This window comes from Photobacterium phosphoreum (genome assembly GCF_002954725.1).
Classification (GTDB): domain Bacteria; phylum Pseudomonadota; class Gammaproteobacteria; order Enterobacterales; family Vibrionaceae; genus Photobacterium; species Photobacterium phosphoreum.
The window spans coordinates 2,489,028-2,503,673 of record NZ_MSCQ01000001.1 but is presented as its reverse complement, the minus strand read 5'-3'; the positions used below and the strand labels follow the sequence as shown (position 1 = coordinate 2,503,673).

The window sequence follows — 14,646 nt, the reverse complement described above, 5'->3', positions numbered from 1 at the left end:
TTAATAGCAATTAGTGCACCACTAAGTACTGAATAAAAAGGAAGCTTCGGCTTCCTTTTTTTATATCTGCGATTTTTTAATCAATAGCAGTGACTTAACCAGTACATATTGAATTTAAGCTATTGATAATAATGATGAATGACTGACGTTTTGCTTATTTATCGATCAAAGCTTGCTTTCAAAAGTGTGATCTGTATAATGCTCGACACTGCCTGAGACAATGTCTCGTAAGCGCTGTTGTGAACCAATAAGCATTGAGGAGAAACTTACTGCAGGCTATGCCGAGTATGTTTCATAATGAATACTCTGACTTATGTTCGCAGTCATTAAATTGGCTGACAATGCATCCGATAGGGATGCTACGTTCACATAAATCAATCGACATTCCTTCGTCTTTACGAACGTGAGTGGCGATATTGTTTGTGTAATTTTTATTTGGAGCTCTGTCTAATGCAGAACCAACGTATTCGTATCCGTCTAAAGGCGTTTGATCACCGTTTGATCGATCAGTCAACTGCGGAAATCGTTGAAACAGCTAAACGTACTGGCGCACAGGTTAAGGGTCCAATCCCTCTTCCTACTCGCAAAGAACGTTTTACTGTTCTTACTTCTCCTCACGTTAATAAGGACGCACGTGACCAGTACGAAATTCGTACGCACAAGCGCCTTATCGACATCGTTGAGCCTACAGATAAAACTGTTGATGCTCTGATGCGTCTAGATCTAGCAGCTGGCGTTGACGTTCAGATCAGCCTAGGTTAAGGGGAGATAAGAGAATGATTGGTCTAATCGGTCGTAAAGTGGGCATGACCCGCATCTTTACCGAAGATGGCATTTCTATTCCAGTTACTGTTGTTGAAGTTGAAAACAACCGCGTTACTCAGGTTAAATCTGTAGAAACTGACGGTTACAACGCTATTCAAGTAACAGCTGGAACTAAAAAAGCTAGCCGCGTATCTAAGCCAGAAGCTGGTCACTTTGCGAAAGCAGGTGTTGAAGCTGGTCGCGGTCTTTGGGAATTCCGTCTAGAAAATAATGAAGAATTCGCAGTTGGCGCTGAGCTAAGTGTTGAGATCTTTAACGAAATTAAAAAAGTAGACGTTACTGGTACATCTAAAGGTAAGGGCTTCCAGGGTGCTATTAAGCGCTGGAATTTCAGTACTCAAGATATGACCCATGGTAACTCCTTGTCTCACCGTGCTCCGGGTTCAATTGGCCAATGTCAAACTCCAGGTCGCGTATTTAAAGGCAAGAAAATGGCTGGTCACATGGGAGCTGAGCGTGTAACGACTCAAAACCTAGAGATCGTACGTGTTGACGCTGAGCGCAATCTGCTACTTATTAAAGGTGCAGTCCCTGGTGCTACAGGCGGCAACGTGATCGTTAAACCAGCTGTTAAAGCGTAACGTCGAGGAGTTAGTAATGGAATTGGTAGTCAAAGGCGCTAACGCGCTAACTGTCTCCGAAACTACTTTTGGGCGTGATTTCAATGAAGCGCTTGTACACCAAGTAGTTGTTGCATTTGCAGCAGGTGCTCGTCAGGGTACACGTGCTCAGAAGACTCGTTCAGACGTTTCTGGTGGTGGCGCTAAGCCATGGCGCCAGAAAGGTACTGGTCGCGCTCGTGCAGGTACAATCCGCAGTCCGCTATGGCGTTCTGGTGGTGTTACTTTCGCTGCTCGTCCTCAGGATCACAGCCAAAAAGTAAACAAGAAAATGTACCGCGGTGCTATGAAGAGCATTCTTTCTGAGTTAGTTCGTCAAGAGCGTTTAATCGTTGTTGAAAACTTTACTTTAGAAGCACCAAAGACAAAAGCACTAGTTGCTAAGCTTAAAGAGCTTGAGCTTACTGATGCACTTATCGTAACTGGCGAGTTAGATGAAAATCTATTCCTTGCAGCACGTAACCTATATAAAGTAGACGTACGTGATGCAGCGGCAATCGATCCAGTTAGCTTAATCGCTTTCGATAAAATTGTAATGACTGCAGCTGCAGTTAAAGCAATCGAGGAGATGTTAGCATGATCACTGAAGAGCGTATTTTAAAAGTTCTACGTGCTCCGCACATCTCTGAAAAAGCATCAATGGCTGCTGAAAACGCGAATACTATCGTGTTTAAAGTTGCTATTACTGCGACGAAGAGAGAGATCAAAGCAGCAGTTGAAAAACTGTTTGAGGTTGAAGTTAAGTCTGTAAATACTCTTATTACTAAGGGTAAGACCAAACGTCAAGGTATGCGCCAAGGCCGTCGTTCAGACGTGAAGAAAGCGTATGTTATCTTGAAAGAAGGTCAAGACATCGACTTCGCTGGTAGTGCAGAGTAGGCTAGGAGCAAAGAAGAATGGCTATTGTAAAATGTAAGCCGACTTCCCCAGGTCGTCGCCACGTAGTTAAAGTGGTTAACTCTGACCTGCATAAGGGTAAGCCGTACGCACCTCTTTTAGAGAAAAACTCTAAGAGCGGTGGTCGTAACAATAACGGTCGTATCACAGTACGTCACATTGGTGGTGGTCACAAACAACACTACCGCCTAATTGACTTTAAACGTACTAAAGATGGCATTCCAGCGAAAGTTGAACGTCTAGAATACGATCCAAACCGTAGCGCAAACATTGCTCTAGTTCTGTACGCAGACGGTGAGCGCCGCTACATTATTGCACCAAAAGGTCTTCAAGCTGGTGATATGATCCAGTCTGGCGAAGATGCTGCTATCAAAGTTGGTAATACATTACCAATGCGCAACATCCCTGTAGGTTCAACAGTACACTGTGTTGAACTTAAGCCTGGTAAAGGTGCACAGCTGGCTCGTTCAGCTGGCGCATACGCTCAGATCATTGCACGTGCAGGCACTTATGTGACTCTACGTCTACGTTCTGGCGAAATGCGTAAAGTTCTTGCTGACGGTCGTGCGACTCTAGGTGAAGTTGGTAACGCAGAACACATGCTACGTGAGCTAGGTAAAGCTGGTGCTTCACGCTGGCGCGGTGTTCGTCCAACTGTACGTGGTGTTGTAATGAACCCAGTGGATCACCCACATGGTGGTGGTGAAGGTCGTACATCAGGCGGTCGTCATCCAGTAACACCTTGGGGCGTTCCAACTAAGGGTTATAAGACTCGTAGTAATAAGCGCACTGACAAGTACATCGTACGTCGTCGTAATAAGTAATTATAAAGAGGATACGCCATGCCACGTTCTCTCAAGAAAGGTCCATTCATTGACCTACACTTGCTGAAGAAGGTAGAGAAAGCGTTGGAAAGCGGTGACAAAAAGCCTGTAAAGACTTGGTCCCGTCGCTCAATGATCATCCCACAGATGATCGGTTTGACCATCGCTGTCCATAATGGTCGTCAGCACGTTCCTGTTTTCGTTTCTGAAGAAATGATCGGTCACAAGCTAGGCGAATTTGCACCAACACGTACTTACCGCGGTCATGCTGCGGATAAGAAAGCTAAAAAGCGCTAAGGAGTAGGTAATGGAAGCTATCGCTAAACATCGCTTTGCTCGCATTTCGCCGCAAAAAGCTCGTTTGGTTGCAGATCAACTGCGCGGTAAGCCAGTTGCTCAAGCTTTAGAAATTCTTCATTTCAGCAACAAAAAAGCTGCTGAATTAATCAAGAAAGTTCTAGAGTCAGCTATCGCTAACGCAGAACACAACGAAGGCGCAGACATTGATAATCTTAATGTTGCTAAAATCTTCGTTGACGAAGGTCCTACCATGAAGCGTATTATGCCTCGTGCTAAAGGCCGTGCCGATCGCATCTTGAAGCGTTCTAGCCACATCACTGTTGTTGTAGCAGACCGCTAAGAGACTAGGAGAGAAAGCAATGGGTCAGAAAGTACATCCTAATGGTATTCGTTTAGGCATCTGTAAGCCTTGGAATACCACTTGGTTTGCTAACAGCCAAGAATTCGCTGACAACCTAGACGGCGATTTCAAGGTACGCCAGTTCCTGAAAAAGGAACTAGCTAAAGCATCTCTATCACGCATCGTTATCGAGCGTCCTGCAAAGAGTATCCGTGTGACTATTCACACTGCTCGTCCAGGCGTAGTAATCGGTAAGAAAGGCGAAGATGTAGAGAAACTACGTGCAGCAGTAGCGAAGATCGCGGGCGTTCCAGCTCAGATCAACATCGCTGAAGTACGTAAACCAGAACTAGATGGTCAACTAGTAGCAGACAGTATTTCGTCTCAGCTAGAGCGTCGTGTAATGTTCCGTCGCGCGATGAAGCGTGCAGTTCAGAACGCCATGCGTCTTGGCGCTAAAGGTATCAAAGTTGAAGTAAGCGGCCGTCTAGGCGGTGCTGAAATTGCACGTACTGAGTGGTACCGTGAAGGCCGTGTGCCTCTACACACTCTTCGTGCTGACATTGACTACGCAACTTCTTCGGCTCACACCCAATACGGTGTTATCGGCGTTAAAGTTTGGATCTTCAAAGGTGAAGTTCTAGGCGGCATGCCGGTTGAAGAGCCAAAGGCTGACAAGCCTAAGAAGCAGCGCAAAAGCCGTAAATAAGGAGTTTATTGATGCTGCAACCTAAACGCACTAAATTCCGCAAGGCCTTTAAAGGCCGTAACCGCGGTTTAGCGAACGGTACTGATGTAAGCTTTGGTACATTTGGTCTTAAAGCAGTCGGCCGTGGTCGTCTAACTGCTCGTCAGATCGAAGCTGCACGTCGTGCTATGACTCGTCATGTAAAACGTCAGGGCCAAATCTGGATTCGTGTATTCCCAGACAAACCAATCACATCTAAGCCTCTTGAAGTTCGTCAAGGTAAAGGTAAAGGTAGTGTGGAGTACTGGGTTGCACAAGTACAACCAGGTAAGGTTCTATACGAAATGGGTGGTGTTCCTGAAACAATAGCTCGTGAAGCATTTAATCTTGCTGCACGTAAGCTACCAATCAAGACAACATTCGTAATTAAGGCGGTGATGTGATGAATGCACTAGATCTACGCGCTAAAAGCGTTGAAGAGCTTAATGCAGAGCTTGTGAATTTGCTTCGTGAACAGTTTAACTTGCGTATGCAAGCTGCGACTGGTCAACTACAGCAGACTCATAATCTTAAAACTGTACGTCGTGATATCGCACGTGTTAAAACTGTACTGACTGAGAAGGCTGGCGCATAATGAGCGATCAAATCCGTACTCAGCTTGGTCGAGTAGTTAGCGACAAAGGCGATAAGTCAATTGTTGTTGCTATCGAGCGTAAAGTGAAGCACCCGATTTACGGTAAGTACATCACACGCACGACTAAGCTTCATGCACACGATGAAAACAACGAATGTCACCTAGGTGATATGGTTGAAGTTCGCGAGTGTCGTCCAATGTCAAAGACTAAATCTTGGGCTTTGGTACGTGTAGTTGAAAAAGCTCGTATTTAATACGTACTTAACAACTACTTAAGTAAGCGGCCCTGAAAAACTTAGGGCCGTTCATTTTTTTATCTACCCATCGGTCGAAAATGGTGTTATTATTCGCCGCCTTTGAAGAAAAGGCATATCGACTCGATTTGGGTCTAGATGTTTTAAATTAGCGGAGCACTAACATGATCCAAATGCAAAGTATGCTTGATGCTGCGGATAACTCCGGCGCACGTAGCGTAATGTGTATTAAGGTTCTGGGTGGTTCTCACCGTCGCTATGCACATATCGGTGACATCATCAAGATTACTGTAAAGGAAGCAATTCCACGCGGTAAAGTTAAGAAAGGTGATGTACTGAAAGCGGTGGTTGTACGCACCCGTAAAGGCGTTCGTCGTCAAGATGGCTCTGTCATTCGCTTTGACCGTAATGCTTGCGTATTGTTGAACGACAACACTGAGCAACCTATCGGTACCCGTATCTTTGGCCCTGTGACTCGTGAACTTCGTAATACGAAATTCATGAAGATTGTATCACTAGCGCCAGAAGTACTTTAAGGAGCGATTATAATGGCAGCTAAAATCCGTCGTAACGACGAAGTTATCATTCTTGCTGGTAAAGATAAAGGCAAGACTGGTAAAGTAACTAAGGTTCTAGCAACCGGTAAAGTTATCGTTGAAGGTATCAACATGGTTAAGAAACACCAGAAGCCGGTTCCGGCAATGGGTGTTCAAGGCGGTATCGTTGAGCAGGAAGCTGCGATCGATGCGTCTAATGTTGCTATCGTTAACGGTCAAGGTAAAGCGGACCGTGTAGGCTTCCGATTTGAAGACGACAAAAAAGTTCGTTTCTTTAAATCGACTGGCGAAACTATCAAGTAAGTTTGGAGTAGTACTATGGCGAAACTGCATGATTACTACAAAGAGACTGTTGTAAAAGACCTTGCTGGCAAGTTCGAATACAAGAGTATCATGCAAGTCCCAAGGATCGAAAAGATCACACTTAATATGGGTGTGGGCGAAGCTATCAACGACAAGAAGCTGCTAGAAAACGCTGCTGCTGACATGACTGCAATTGCAGGTCAGAAGCCGCTAATCACAGTAGCACGCAAGTCAGTTGCAGGCTTTAAGATCCGTGAGGGCTACCCTATTGGCTGTAAAGTAACCTTACGTGGCGAACGTATGTGGGACTTTTTCGAGCGTCTAATTACAATTGCTGTACCTCGTATTCGAGATTTCCGTGGTTTAAACCCGAAATCATTCGATGGTCGTGGTAACTACAGCATGGGCGTTCGTGAGCAGATCATCTTCCCAGAAATCGATTTCGATAAAGTGGATCGTGTGCGTGGTTTAGATATCACAATCACAACTTCTGCTAAATCTGATGAAGAAGCTCTAGCTCTACTGTCTGCTTTTAACTTCCCATTCCGTAAGTAAAAGTAAGGGTTACTAATGGCTAAAGAATCAATGAAGGCACGTGAAGCTAAACGTGCCAAGCTAGTAGCTAAGTTCGCTGAAAAGCGTGCAGCGCTAAAAGCTCTAATTAGCGACGTGAATGCGTCTGAAGAAGATCGCTGGAATGCAGTGCTTAAACTTCAGTCACTACCACGTGATTCTGCGAAGTCTCGTCAGCGTAACCGCTGTAACCAGACTGGACGTCCACACGGCTACCTACGTAAGTTCGGTCTTAGCCGTATCAAGGTTCGTGAAGCTTGCATGAAAGGCGAGATTCCGGGTCTACGTAAAGCAAGCTGGTAATACCAGTAAGCAATTCAGAATCACGGAGTATTAACTTATGAGCATGCAAGATCCGATTTCGGATATGCTGACCCGTCTTCGTAACGGTCAGGCAGCGAAAAAAGTTGCTGTTAAAATGCCATCTTCTAAGCTTAAAGTTGCAATTGCAGCATTATTACAAGAAGAAGGTTTCGTGGCAGACTACACTGTAACAGGTGAAGTTAAGCCAGAGCTAGAAGTTACACTTAAGTACTTCGAAGCTAACCCAGTTATTGAGCAAATCCAACGTGTATCACGTCCTGGTCTACGCATCTACAAGAAAAAAGGTGCGCTACCATCAGTGATGGGTGGCCTTGGTATTGCTATCGTTTCCACTTCCAAGGGTCTTATGACCGACCGCGCTGCACGCAAAGCGGGTCTTGGCGGTGAGATTATCTGCTACGTAGCATAATAGGAGTAGAACATGTCTCGTGTTGCAAAAGCACCAGTAGTTTTCCCTGCCGGCGTAGAAGTTAATCTTAACGGTCAGGAAATTACTGTAAAAGGTTCTAAAGGCGAACTAGTTCGCGTTATGAATCCAGCAGTAGTTCTAACATTGGAAGAGAACAAAGTTACTTTCGGTCCTCGTGAAGGGTTCGATAAGGCTTGGGCACAAGCAGGTACTGCTCGTGCACTAGTTAACAACATGGTTGTTGGTGTTACCGAAGGCTTCACTAAGAAGCTGACTCTTAAGGGTGTAGGTTACCGTGCTGCTATCAAAGGCAACGCTGTAGGCTTAACTCTAGGTTTCTCTCATCCAGTTGAGCACGAACTTCCAGCAGGTATCAAAGCTGAATGTCCATCACAAACTGAAATCATACTTACGGGTACTGATAAGCAGTTAGTTGGTCAGGTAGCTGCTGATATTCGCGCTTACCGTAGCCCTGAGCCTTATAAAGGCAAAGGTGTTCGTTACGCCGACGAAGTTGTGCGTACTAAAGAAGCTAAGAAGAAGTAAGGTAACACTATGGATAAGAAAGCATCTCGTATCCGTCGTGCGACCCGAGCACGTCGTAAGATTTCTGAACTGGGCGCAACTCGCCTAGTTGTACACCGTACTCCACGTCACGTGTACGCTCAGGTAATTGCACCGAACGGCTCTGAGGTTATCGCAGCCGCTTCTACTTTAGAAAAAGCGATCCGTGAGCAAGTTAAGAGTACCGGAAACAAAGACGCTGCTGCAGTTGTAGGTAAAACTATTGCTGAGCGCGCGATTGAAAAAGGCATCTCTAACGTTGCATTTGATCGCTCTGGTTTCCAATACCACGGCCGTATCGCGACACTAGCAGAAGCTGCTCGTGAAGCTGGTCTGAAATTCTAAGGTAGGCGGAAGATGGCTAACGAAAAGACACAATCAGATTTGAATGAAAAACTGATCGCTGTTAACCGTGTTTCAAAAACGGTTAAAGGTGGTCGTATTTTCAGCTTTACTGCACTAACAGTAGTTGGTGACGGTAACGGTCGCATCGGTTTTGGTTACGGTAAAGCACGTGAAGTGCCAGCTGCAATCCAGAAAGCGATGGAAAAAGCACGTCGTAACATGGTTACGATCGCAATCAACGAAGGTACTCTTCACCACGCTGTTAAAGGCCGTCACACTGGTTCTCAAGTGTACATGCAGCCTGCATCAGAAGGTACTGGTATCATCGCCGGTGGCGCTATGCGTGCAGTGCTAGAGGTTGCGGGTATCCGTAACGTACTAGCTAAAACATACGGTTCTACTAATCCAATTAACGTTGTTCGCGCAACAATTTTGGGTCTAAGTGGAATGAACTCTCCAGAAATGATCGCTGCAAAACGTGGTCTTTCTGTTAAAGAAATTCTGGAGTAATCGACATGGCTAAGACTATTAAAGTAACCCAAACAAAGAGCTCTATCGGTCGTTTACCGAAGCATAAAGCTACTTTGCGCGGCCTAGGCCTTCGTCGCATCAACCATACTGTTGAACTTGAAGATACTGCTTGCGTACGCGGCATGATCAATAAAGTTCACTATATGGTTAAAGTTGAGGAGTAATCACTATGCGTTTGAATACTCTATCACCGGCCGCTGGTTCTAAGCCTTCTGCGAAGCGCGTAGGCCGTGGTATCGGTTCAGGTCTAGGTAAAACTTGTGGCCGTGGTGTTAAAGGTCAGAAATCACGTTCAGGTGGTTCTGTTCGCCCAGGTTTTGAAGGCGGTCAAATGCCTTTGAAACAGCGTCTACCAAAATTCGGTTTTACGTCTCGTAAGAGCCTAGTAACAGCTGAAGTTCGTCTAGCAGAGCTAGCGAAAGTTGAAGGTGATGTTGTAAGCCTTGAAACACTAAAAGCTGCGAATGTTATCACTAAGGACATTAAGTTCGTGAAAGTTGTACTTTCTGGTGATATCGCTCGTTCAGTAACAGTGAAAGGCCTACGCGTTACTAAAGGCGCTTTAGCTGCTATCGAAGCTGCTGGCGGTAAAATCGAGGAATAATTAACTCGAGGATGAGGTACAGATGGCTAAACAACCAGGACAAGATTTTCGTAGTGGACAAGGTGGCCTAGCAGAGCTTAAGTCACGCCTTCTCTTTGTATTAGGTGCGATATTAATATTCCGAGCTGGATCCTTTGTGCCTATTCCTGGTATTGACGCTACTGTACTTGCCAGTCTGTTCGAGCAGCAAAAGGGTACCATCATTGAGATGTTTAACATGTTCTCTGGTGGTGCACTCTCGCGTGCTTCTATTTTAGCTCTGGGCATAATGCCGTATATTTCTGCGTCCATTATTGTCCAGTTGCTAACAGTAGTTCATCCAGCCTTGGCTGAGTTGAAGAAAGAAGGTGAAGCTGGCCGTCGTAAGATTAGTCAGTACACCCGATACGGTACGCTTGTATTGGCAACCTTCCAAGCAATTGGTATTGCAACGGGGTTACCAAGTATGATTCCAGGCCTGGTACACAATCCAGGTCCTAGTTTCTATTTTGTTGCCGTGGTTAGTTTGGTTACTGGTACCATGTTTTTAATGTGGTTAGGTGAGCAAGTTACCGAGCGTGGCATTGGTAATGGTATATCTGTGATTATTTTCACTGGTATCGTTGCTGGTTTGCCGCCAGCTATTGGACAGACCGTAGAGCAAGCGCGTCAAGGTGAATTGCACGTACTTCTTCTACTGTTAATTGTGGTTATATCTTTTGCTGTAATTTACTTTGTAGTGTTCATGGAACGTGGTCAACGTCGTATCGTCGTTAACTACGCCAAGCGTCAACAAGGCCGTCGTGTCTTTGCTGCGCAGAGCACACACTTGCCGTTGAAAATCAACATGGCAGGTGTAATTCCAGCAATTTTTGCATCGAGTATTATTTTGTTTCCAGGCACACTGGCTCAGTGGTTTGGACAAAGTGAAGGTCTTGGCTGGTTAAGTGATATTTCACTTGCACTTAGTCCAGGGCAGCCACTTTATGTAATGCTTTACGCTGCTGCAATTATATTCTTCTGTTTCTTCTATACCGCGTATACCGCGTTGGTGTTTAACCCTCGCGAGACAGCAGATAACTTGAAGAAGTCTGGAGCATTCATACCTGGTATTCGCCCGGGTGAACAGACCGCAATGTACATTGATAAAGTAATGACTCGACTAACCTTAGCGGGCGCGTTGTATATCACCTTTATCTGTCTGATCCCCGAGTTCATGATGATTGCATGGAACGTACGCTTTTATTTTGGCGGCACTTCCCTACTAATCGTAGTTGTTGTTATCATGGATTTCATGGCTCAAGTTCAGACACATTTGATGTCTCAACAGTATGAGTCAGTATTGAAAAAAGCTAATCTAAAAGGCTACGGCCGTTAAGTTTAGTTTTCCATATTTACGGAGTTTAGCAATGAAAGTTCGTGCTTCCGTTAAGAAAATCTGCCGTAACTGTAAAGTTATCAAGCGCAACGGTGTTGTGCGTGTAATTTGCAGTGAACCAAAGCATAAACAACGCCAAGGTTAATTAGCAGAAATATTTCTTGCAAATTGAAGATAGGTTGGCTAAATTAGTCAACCATCTTTTGTTATGTGCAAAAGAATTGTACCACCGCTGCGTATCCTGAACGGGCTCTGCAGCGGTTATTCTTGTAAAGTACTAGGAGTGAATAGTGGCCCGTATTGCAGGCATTAACATTCCTGATCAGAAACACGCTGTAATCGCATTAACTGCGATCTACGGCATCGGTAAGACACGTTCTCAAGCTATCCTAGCTGAGACGGGTATTGCTGAAGATGTTAAGATCAGTGAACTAACTGAAGAACAGATCGATCTACTGCGTGATGGTGTAGCTAAGTACACTGTAGAAGGTGATCTTCGTCGTGAAATTTCCATGAACATCAAGCGTCTTATGGACCTTGGTTGTTACCGTGGTCTTCGTCACCGTCGCAGTCTACCTCTTCGTGGACAGCGTACTAAAACCAACGCACGTACCCGCAAGGGTCCGCGCAAGCCGATCAAAAAATAGTCGGATAAGGTAGAGTACAATGGCAAAACAACCAACTCGCGCTCGTAAGCGCGTACGCAAGCAAGTAGCCGATGGCGTTGCGCACATCCATGCTTCTTTCAACAACACAATCGTAACCATTACTGACCGTCAAGGTAATGCTCTTTCATGGGCAACTGCAGGTGGTTCAGGTTTCCGTGGTTCTCGTAAATCTACTCCGTTCGCTGCACAGGTTGCTGCTGAGCGTTGTGGTGAAATGGCCAAAGAATATGGCGTTAAGAACCTAGAAGTTATGGTTAAGGGCCCTGGTCCTGGTCGTGAGTCTACAATCCGTGCTTTAAACGCAGCGGGTTTCCGTATCACTAACATTGTTGATGCGACTCCGATCCCTCATAACGGTTGTCGTCCACCTAAGAAACGTCGCGTATAACGTTTCGTTTCTAGGAAATTGGAGAAAGAAAAATGGCAAGATATTTGGGTCCTAAGCTAAAGCTTAGCCGTCGCGAAGGCACTGACTTATTCCTTAAGTCTGGTGTACGTGCGATTGATACCAAGTGTAAGATTGATAACGCTCCGGGCCAACATGGTGCTCGTCGCGGTCGTCTATCTGATTACGGCGTTCAGCTTCGTGAGAAGCAGAAAGTTCGTCGTACATATGGCGTACTAGAAAAACAATTCCGTAACTACTACAAGACAGCTGCCCGTATTAAGGGTAACACAGGTGAAAACCTGCTTCAGCTTCTTGAAGGTCGTTTAGATAACGTAGTTTACCGTATGGGCTTTGGTGCAACTCGCGCTGAATCTCGTCAATTGGTAAGCCACAAAGCGATTCTAGTTAATGGTCAAGTCGTAAACGTTCCTTCTTTCAAGGTAGCGGCAAACGACGTTGTTAGCATTCGTGAGAAAGCTAAGAACCAAGCACGCATTAAAGCAGCTCTTGAAGTTGCTACACAGCGTGAACTACCGACTTGGGTCGAAGTAGACAGCAGCAAGTTGGAAGGTACGTTTAAGCGTCTTCCAGAACGTTCTGATTTGTCTGCCGACATCAACGAACACCTGATCGTCGAGCTTTACTCTAAGTAAGGCTACAGTTAAGAGAGGACACAATGCAGGGTTCTGTAACAGAATTTCTTAAGCCGCGTCTAGTTGACATCGAACAAGTTAGCTCTACGCACGCAAAAGTAACTCTAGAGCCGTTGGAGCGTGGTTTCGGCCACACTCTAGGAAACGCTCTTCGTCGTATTTTGCTATCTTCAATGCCAGGTTGTGCTGTAACTGAAGTAGAAATCGACGGTGTGTTACATGAGTACAGCACCAAAGAAGGCGTTCAGGAGGATATCCTTGAAATTCTTCTTAACCTTAAAGGTCTAGCCGTTAAGGTTGAGGGTAAAGATGAAGTTATTCTTACTCTGAACAAATCTGGTGCAGGCCCTGTTGTTGCAGGTGACATCACCCATGATGGTGATGTTGAGATTGCGAACCCAGAACACGTAATCTGCCATCTAACTGATGACAATGCTGAATTAAGCATGCGCATCAAGGTAGAACGTGGTCGTGGCTACGTACCAGCATCAGCTCGTATTCACACTGAAGAAGATGAGCGTCCAATTGGTCGTTTGTTAGTAGATGCTACTTACAGCCCAGTGGACCGTATCGCTTACGCGGTAGAGGCAGCACGTGTAGAACAACGTACTGACCTAGACAAGCTAGTAATCGATATGGAGACTAACGGTACACTTGATCCTGAGGAAGCTATCCGTCGTGCAGCAACAATTCTTGCTGAACAATTGGATGCATTTGTAGATCTTCGCGATGTACGAGTTCCTGAAGAGAAAGAAGAGAAGCCGGAGTTCGATCCGATCCTACTGCGTCCTGTAGACGATCTTGAACTAACTGTTCGCTCTGCTAACTGTCTGAAAGCAGAAGCGATCCATTACATCGGTGATCTTGTTCAGCGTACTGAGGTTGAGCTACTTAAAACGCCAAACCTTGGTAAGAAGTCTTTAACAGAAATTAAAGATGTATTGGCTTCACGTGGTCTGTCTCTAGGTATGCGCCTAGAAAATTGGCCACCTGCATCAATCGCTGAAGATTAACAGTTTACTGATATCTAGTTAGAAGGATTAGGTCATGCGCCATCGTAAGAGTGGTCGTCAACTCAACCGCAACAGCAGTCATCGTAAAGCGATGTTCAGCAACATGGCTAGCTCTCTGGTACGTCACGAATTAATCAAGACTACCTTGCCAAAAGCAAAAGAGCTACGTCGCGTAATTGAGCCTTTGATTACCCTAGCTAAGACCGACAGTGTTGCTAACCGTCGTCTTGCATTCGCTCGTACTCGTGATAACGAAGTTGTTGCGAAATTATTTAACGAACTAGGTCCACGCTTCGCAGCGCGTCCTGGTGGTTATACTCGTATCATGAAGTGCGGTTTCCGTACTGGTGATAAAGCTCCTATGGCTTACATCGAGTTACTTGACCGTCCTGCAAAGGAAGAAGCTACTGCTGAATAAGCACTAGCCGTTAAATAAGAAGAAAAGCCGAGTCTTTAAGACTCGGCTTTTTTTTTGTTTTTCTTGTTATCTGTTTTCTGAAAACTCAGCCTCACTCTTCTTCTCTAAAAACCCCATCAGCTTTATACCCTATATATTGATTAACATAAGTTTCTGATTTGATGAGCAGTCTTATTTCGTTGCTATCGATAATGAATGCTAACAACGGTATATAGCGGATCTAATCTTTTCTTTATTGAAGATGATTAAAAAATGAATCTATTGATGGATTATTACGATAATAAAATTTGGCATTAGCACTTAATTGCGCGTAAATTAATCAAATGGTGATTATTGTGTTAGTTAAATGAGCATTCGCTTTTTTTTGTTTAAATTATGCTTGTCAGTATTAAAAATCTCTCTATAATACGACCTCACTGACACGGACAACGGCGCAAGCGGTTACCGAAAGTCAGTATCGTTCTTTAACAATTTGACCATGCAATCTGTGTGGGTACTCACTGAATAGTTAAGTCGAAAGATTTATCAATAAACTGAGTGACCAATACAAATAACTC

28 protein-coding genes are annotated in these 14,646 nt (G+C 44.9%); all 28 read left to right on the top strand.

What is annotated here, in order from left to right; all coding sequences use genetic code 11:
* Positions 1-450: 450 nt before the first annotated feature.
* Positions 451-762, top strand: coding sequence for a 30S ribosomal protein S10 (gene rpsJ / locus BTO21_RS11030; protein ID WP_006232338.1), 312 nt, complete (start codon positions 451-453; stop codon positions 760-762).
* A gap of 14 nt (positions 763-776) precedes the next feature.
* Positions 777-1,406 carry a 50S ribosomal protein L3 gene (gene rplC / locus BTO21_RS11025; protein ID WP_045032646.1) on the top strand — a complete coding sequence of 210 codons (630 nt, stop codon included), beginning with the start codon at positions 777-779 and terminating at the stop codon, positions 1,404-1,406.
* Positions 1,407-1,422: 16 nt separating this feature from the next.
* A complete protein-coding gene (rplD, locus tag BTO21_RS11020; protein WP_036789587.1) occupies positions 1,423-2,025 on the top strand; it encodes a 50S ribosomal protein L4 in 603 nt (200 codons plus the stop codon).
* Positions 2,022-2,324, top strand: a complete 303-nt coding sequence (rplW, locus tag BTO21_RS11015) for a 50S ribosomal protein L23 (protein WP_036789589.1) — start codon at positions 2,022-2,024, stop codon at positions 2,322-2,324. The genes rplD and rplW overlap by 4 nt, the downstream gene beginning before the upstream one ends.
* A gap of 17 nt (positions 2,325-2,341) precedes the next feature.
* Positions 2,342-3,166, top strand: coding sequence for a 50S ribosomal protein L2 (rplB, locus tag BTO21_RS11010; RefSeq protein WP_045032653.1), 825 nt, complete (start codon positions 2,342-2,344; stop codon positions 3,164-3,166).
* Between the two features lie 18 nt (positions 3,167-3,184).
* Positions 3,185-3,463 (top strand): 30S ribosomal protein S19, encoded by a 279-nt coding sequence (gene rpsS, locus BTO21_RS11005; protein WP_005302795.1) that lies wholly within the window; start codon positions 3,185-3,187, stop codon positions 3,461-3,463.
* A gap of 10 nt (positions 3,464-3,473) precedes the next feature.
* Positions 3,474-3,806 carry a 50S ribosomal protein L22 gene (gene rplV, locus BTO21_RS11000; RefSeq protein ID WP_045032659.1) on the top strand — a complete coding sequence of 111 codons (333 nt, stop codon included), beginning with the start codon at positions 3,474-3,476 and terminating at the stop codon, positions 3,804-3,806.
* Positions 3,807-3,825: 19 nt separating this feature from the next.
* Positions 3,826-4,515, top strand: a complete 690-nt coding sequence (gene rpsC / locus BTO21_RS10995) for a 30S ribosomal protein S3 (protein WP_045032661.1) — start codon at positions 3,826-3,828, stop codon at positions 4,513-4,515.
* 11 nt (positions 4,516-4,526) lie between these two features.
* On the top strand, positions 4,527-4,937 hold the full coding sequence (gene rplP / locus BTO21_RS10990; RefSeq protein ID WP_045032663.1) for a 50S ribosomal protein L16: 411 nt from the start codon (positions 4,527-4,529) through the stop codon (positions 4,935-4,937).
* Complete coding sequence (gene rpmC / locus BTO21_RS10985) at positions 4,937-5,128, top strand: 50S ribosomal protein L29 (RefSeq protein WP_036789604.1); 192 nt, start codon at positions 4,937-4,939, stop codon at positions 5,126-5,128. The genes rplP and rpmC overlap by 1 nt, the downstream gene beginning before the upstream one ends.
* On the top strand, positions 5,128-5,382 hold the full coding sequence (gene rpsQ / locus BTO21_RS10980; RefSeq protein WP_045032665.1) for a 30S ribosomal protein S17: 255 nt from the start codon (positions 5,128-5,130) through the stop codon (positions 5,380-5,382). Before rpmC ends, rpsQ begins: the two co-directional genes overlap by 1 nt.
* 164 nt (positions 5,383-5,546) lie before the next feature.
* The gene (rplN, locus tag BTO21_RS10975) at positions 5,547-5,918 is read left to right on the top strand and encodes a 50S ribosomal protein L14 (RefSeq protein WP_045032667.1); all 372 of its coding nucleotides are present in this window, start codon (positions 5,547-5,549) and stop codon (positions 5,916-5,918) included.
* A gap of 12 nt (positions 5,919-5,930) precedes the next feature.
* Positions 5,931-6,242, top strand: coding sequence for a 50S ribosomal protein L24 (rplX, locus tag BTO21_RS10970; protein ID WP_036789611.1), 312 nt, complete (start codon positions 5,931-5,933; stop codon positions 6,240-6,242).
* A gap of 15 nt (positions 6,243-6,257) precedes the next feature.
* Complete coding sequence (rplE, locus tag BTO21_RS10965; protein WP_045032669.1) at positions 6,258-6,797, top strand: 50S ribosomal protein L5; 540 nt, start codon at positions 6,258-6,260, stop codon at positions 6,795-6,797.
* A gap of 15 nt (positions 6,798-6,812) precedes the next feature.
* Positions 6,813-7,118: a 30S ribosomal protein S14 gene (rpsN, locus tag BTO21_RS10960; protein WP_005370985.1), complete on the top strand. Its 306-nt coding sequence runs from the start codon at positions 6,813-6,815 to the stop codon at positions 7,116-7,118.
* Between the two features lie 37 nt (positions 7,119-7,155).
* Entirely contained in the window at positions 7,156-7,548 is a 393-nt protein-coding gene (gene rpsH, locus BTO21_RS10955; protein WP_045032673.1) for a 30S ribosomal protein S8, read from the top strand.
* 12 nt (positions 7,549-7,560) lie between these two features.
* Positions 7,561-8,094 carry a 50S ribosomal protein L6 gene (gene rplF, locus BTO21_RS10950; protein WP_045032675.1) on the top strand — a complete coding sequence of 178 codons (534 nt, stop codon included), beginning with the start codon at positions 7,561-7,563 and terminating at the stop codon, positions 8,092-8,094.
* Positions 8,095-8,103: 9 nt separating this feature from the next.
* On the top strand, positions 8,104-8,457 hold the full coding sequence (rplR, locus tag BTO21_RS10945) for a 50S ribosomal protein L18 (RefSeq protein ID WP_045032677.1): 354 nt from the start codon (positions 8,104-8,106) through the stop codon (positions 8,455-8,457).
* A gap of 12 nt (positions 8,458-8,469) precedes the next feature.
* On the top strand, positions 8,470-8,967 hold the full coding sequence (gene rpsE, locus BTO21_RS10940; protein ID WP_036789639.1) for a 30S ribosomal protein S5: 498 nt from the start codon (positions 8,470-8,472) through the stop codon (positions 8,965-8,967).
* A gap of 5 nt (positions 8,968-8,972) precedes the next feature.
* The gene (gene rpmD, locus BTO21_RS10935; protein WP_045032680.1) at positions 8,973-9,152 is read left to right on the top strand and encodes a 50S ribosomal protein L30; all 180 of its coding nucleotides are present in this window, start codon (positions 8,973-8,975) and stop codon (positions 9,150-9,152) included.
* Between the two features lie 5 nt (positions 9,153-9,157).
* The gene (gene rplO / locus BTO21_RS10930) at positions 9,158-9,592 is read left to right on the top strand and encodes a 50S ribosomal protein L15 (RefSeq protein ID WP_036789641.1); all 435 of its coding nucleotides are present in this window, start codon (positions 9,158-9,160) and stop codon (positions 9,590-9,592) included.
* Positions 9,593-9,614: 22 nt separating this feature from the next.
* The gene (gene secY / locus BTO21_RS10925) at positions 9,615-10,949 is read left to right on the top strand and encodes a preprotein translocase subunit SecY (protein ID WP_105026798.1); all 1,335 of its coding nucleotides are present in this window, start codon (positions 9,615-9,617) and stop codon (positions 10,947-10,949) included.
* Between the two features lie 31 nt (positions 10,950-10,980).
* On the top strand, positions 10,981-11,094 hold the full coding sequence (gene rpmJ, locus BTO21_RS10920) for a 50S ribosomal protein L36 (RefSeq protein WP_000868186.1): 114 nt from the start codon (positions 10,981-10,983) through the stop codon (positions 11,092-11,094).
* A gap of 145 nt (positions 11,095-11,239) precedes the next feature.
* Entirely contained in the window at positions 11,240-11,596 is a 357-nt protein-coding gene (gene rpsM, locus BTO21_RS10915) for a 30S ribosomal protein S13 (protein WP_005370966.1), read from the top strand.
* 19 nt (positions 11,597-11,615) lie between these two features.
* Positions 11,616-12,005 (top strand): 30S ribosomal protein S11, encoded by a 390-nt coding sequence (gene rpsK / locus BTO21_RS10910; RefSeq protein ID WP_005370963.1) that lies wholly within the window; start codon positions 11,616-11,618, stop codon positions 12,003-12,005.
* A gap of 32 nt (positions 12,006-12,037) precedes the next feature.
* A complete protein-coding gene (rpsD, locus tag BTO21_RS10905; RefSeq protein ID WP_036789645.1) occupies positions 12,038-12,658 on the top strand; it encodes a 30S ribosomal protein S4 in 621 nt (206 codons plus the stop codon).
* Positions 12,659-12,681: 23 nt separating this feature from the next.
* The gene (locus BTO21_RS10900; RefSeq protein WP_036789646.1) at positions 12,682-13,671 is read left to right on the top strand and encodes a DNA-directed RNA polymerase subunit alpha; all 990 of its coding nucleotides are present in this window, start codon (positions 12,682-12,684) and stop codon (positions 13,669-13,671) included.
* 34 nt (positions 13,672-13,705) lie between these two features.
* Positions 13,706-14,089, top strand: coding sequence for a 50S ribosomal protein L17 (rplQ, locus tag BTO21_RS10895; RefSeq protein ID WP_045032685.1), 384 nt, complete (start codon positions 13,706-13,708; stop codon positions 14,087-14,089).
* The last annotated feature ends 557 nt before the right edge of the window (positions 14,090-14,646 follow it).

Excerpts from the sequence above, each read along its gene's own strand:
- rplP (WP_045032663.1), top strand. The coding sequence starts at position 4,527 with ATGCTGCAACCTAAACGCACTAAATTCCGCAAGGCCTTTAAAGGCCGT.
- rplV (WP_045032659.1), top strand. The coding sequence starts at position 3,474 with ATGGAAGCTATCGCTAAACATCGCTTTGCTCGCATTTCGCCGCAAAAA.
- rpsC (WP_045032661.1), top strand. The coding sequence starts at position 3,826 with ATGGGTCAGAAAGTACATCCTAATGGTATTCGTTTAGGCATCTGTAAG.
- secY (WP_105026798.1), top strand. The coding sequence starts at position 9,615 with ATGGCTAAACAACCAGGACAAGATTTTCGTAGTGGACAAGGTGGCCTA.
- BTO21_RS10900 (WP_036789646.1), top strand. The coding sequence starts at position 12,682 with ATGCAGGGTTCTGTAACAGAATTTCTTAAGCCGCGTCTAGTTGACATC.
- rplO (WP_036789641.1), top strand. The coding sequence starts at position 9,158 with ATGCGTTTGAATACTCTATCACCGGCCGCTGGTTCTAAGCCTTCTGCG.
- rplB (WP_045032653.1), top strand. The coding sequence starts at position 2,342 with ATGGCTATTGTAAAATGTAAGCCGACTTCCCCAGGTCGTCGCCACGTA.
- rplE (WP_045032669.1), top strand. The coding sequence starts at position 6,258 with ATGGCGAAACTGCATGATTACTACAAAGAGACTGTTGTAAAAGACCTT.
- rplW (WP_036789589.1), top strand. The coding sequence starts at position 2,022 with ATGATCACTGAAGAGCGTATTTTAAAAGTTCTACGTGCTCCGCACATC.
- rplD (WP_036789587.1), top strand. The coding sequence starts at position 1,423 with ATGGAATTGGTAGTCAAAGGCGCTAACGCGCTAACTGTCTCCGAAACT.
- rplQ (WP_045032685.1), top strand. The coding sequence starts at position 13,706 with ATGCGCCATCGTAAGAGTGGTCGTCAACTCAACCGCAACAGCAGTCAT.
- rplC (WP_045032646.1), top strand. The coding sequence starts at position 777 with ATGATTGGTCTAATCGGTCGTAAAGTGGGCATGACCCGCATCTTTACC.
- rpmJ (WP_000868186.1), top strand. The coding sequence starts at position 10,981 with ATGAAAGTTCGTGCTTCCGTTAAGAAAATCTGCCGTAACTGTAAAGTT.
- rplR (WP_045032677.1), top strand. The coding sequence starts at position 8,104 with ATGGATAAGAAAGCATCTCGTATCCGTCGTGCGACCCGAGCACGTCGT.
- rpsK (WP_005370963.1), top strand. The coding sequence starts at position 11,616 with ATGGCAAAACAACCAACTCGCGCTCGTAAGCGCGTACGCAAGCAAGTA.
- rplF (WP_045032675.1), top strand. The coding sequence starts at position 7,561 with ATGTCTCGTGTTGCAAAAGCACCAGTAGTTTTCCCTGCCGGCGTAGAA.
- rpsS (WP_005302795.1), top strand. The coding sequence starts at position 3,185 with ATGCCACGTTCTCTCAAGAAAGGTCCATTCATTGACCTACACTTGCTG.
- rpsE (WP_036789639.1), top strand. The coding sequence starts at position 8,470 with ATGGCTAACGAAAAGACACAATCAGATTTGAATGAAAAACTGATCGCT.
- rplN (WP_045032667.1), top strand. The coding sequence starts at position 5,547 with ATGATCCAAATGCAAAGTATGCTTGATGCTGCGGATAACTCCGGCGCA.
- rpsD (WP_036789645.1), top strand. The coding sequence starts at position 12,038 with ATGGCAAGATATTTGGGTCCTAAGCTAAAGCTTAGCCGTCGCGAAGGC.
- rpsN (WP_005370985.1), top strand. The coding sequence starts at position 6,813 with ATGGCTAAAGAATCAATGAAGGCACGTGAAGCTAAACGTGCCAAGCTA.
- rplX (WP_036789611.1), top strand. The coding sequence starts at position 5,931 with ATGGCAGCTAAAATCCGTCGTAACGACGAAGTTATCATTCTTGCTGGT.
- rpsH (WP_045032673.1), top strand. The coding sequence starts at position 7,156 with ATGAGCATGCAAGATCCGATTTCGGATATGCTGACCCGTCTTCGTAAC.
- rpmD (WP_045032680.1), top strand. The coding sequence starts at position 8,973 with ATGGCTAAGACTATTAAAGTAACCCAAACAAAGAGCTCTATCGGTCGT.
- rpsQ (WP_045032665.1), top strand. The coding sequence starts at position 5,128 with ATGAGCGATCAAATCCGTACTCAGCTTGGTCGAGTAGTTAGCGACAAA.
- rpmC (WP_036789604.1), top strand. The coding sequence starts at position 4,937 with ATGAATGCACTAGATCTACGCGCTAAAAGCGTTGAAGAGCTTAATGCA.
- rpsJ (WP_006232338.1), top strand. The coding sequence starts at position 451 with ATGCAGAACCAACGTATTCGTATCCGTCTAAAGGCGTTTGATCACCGT.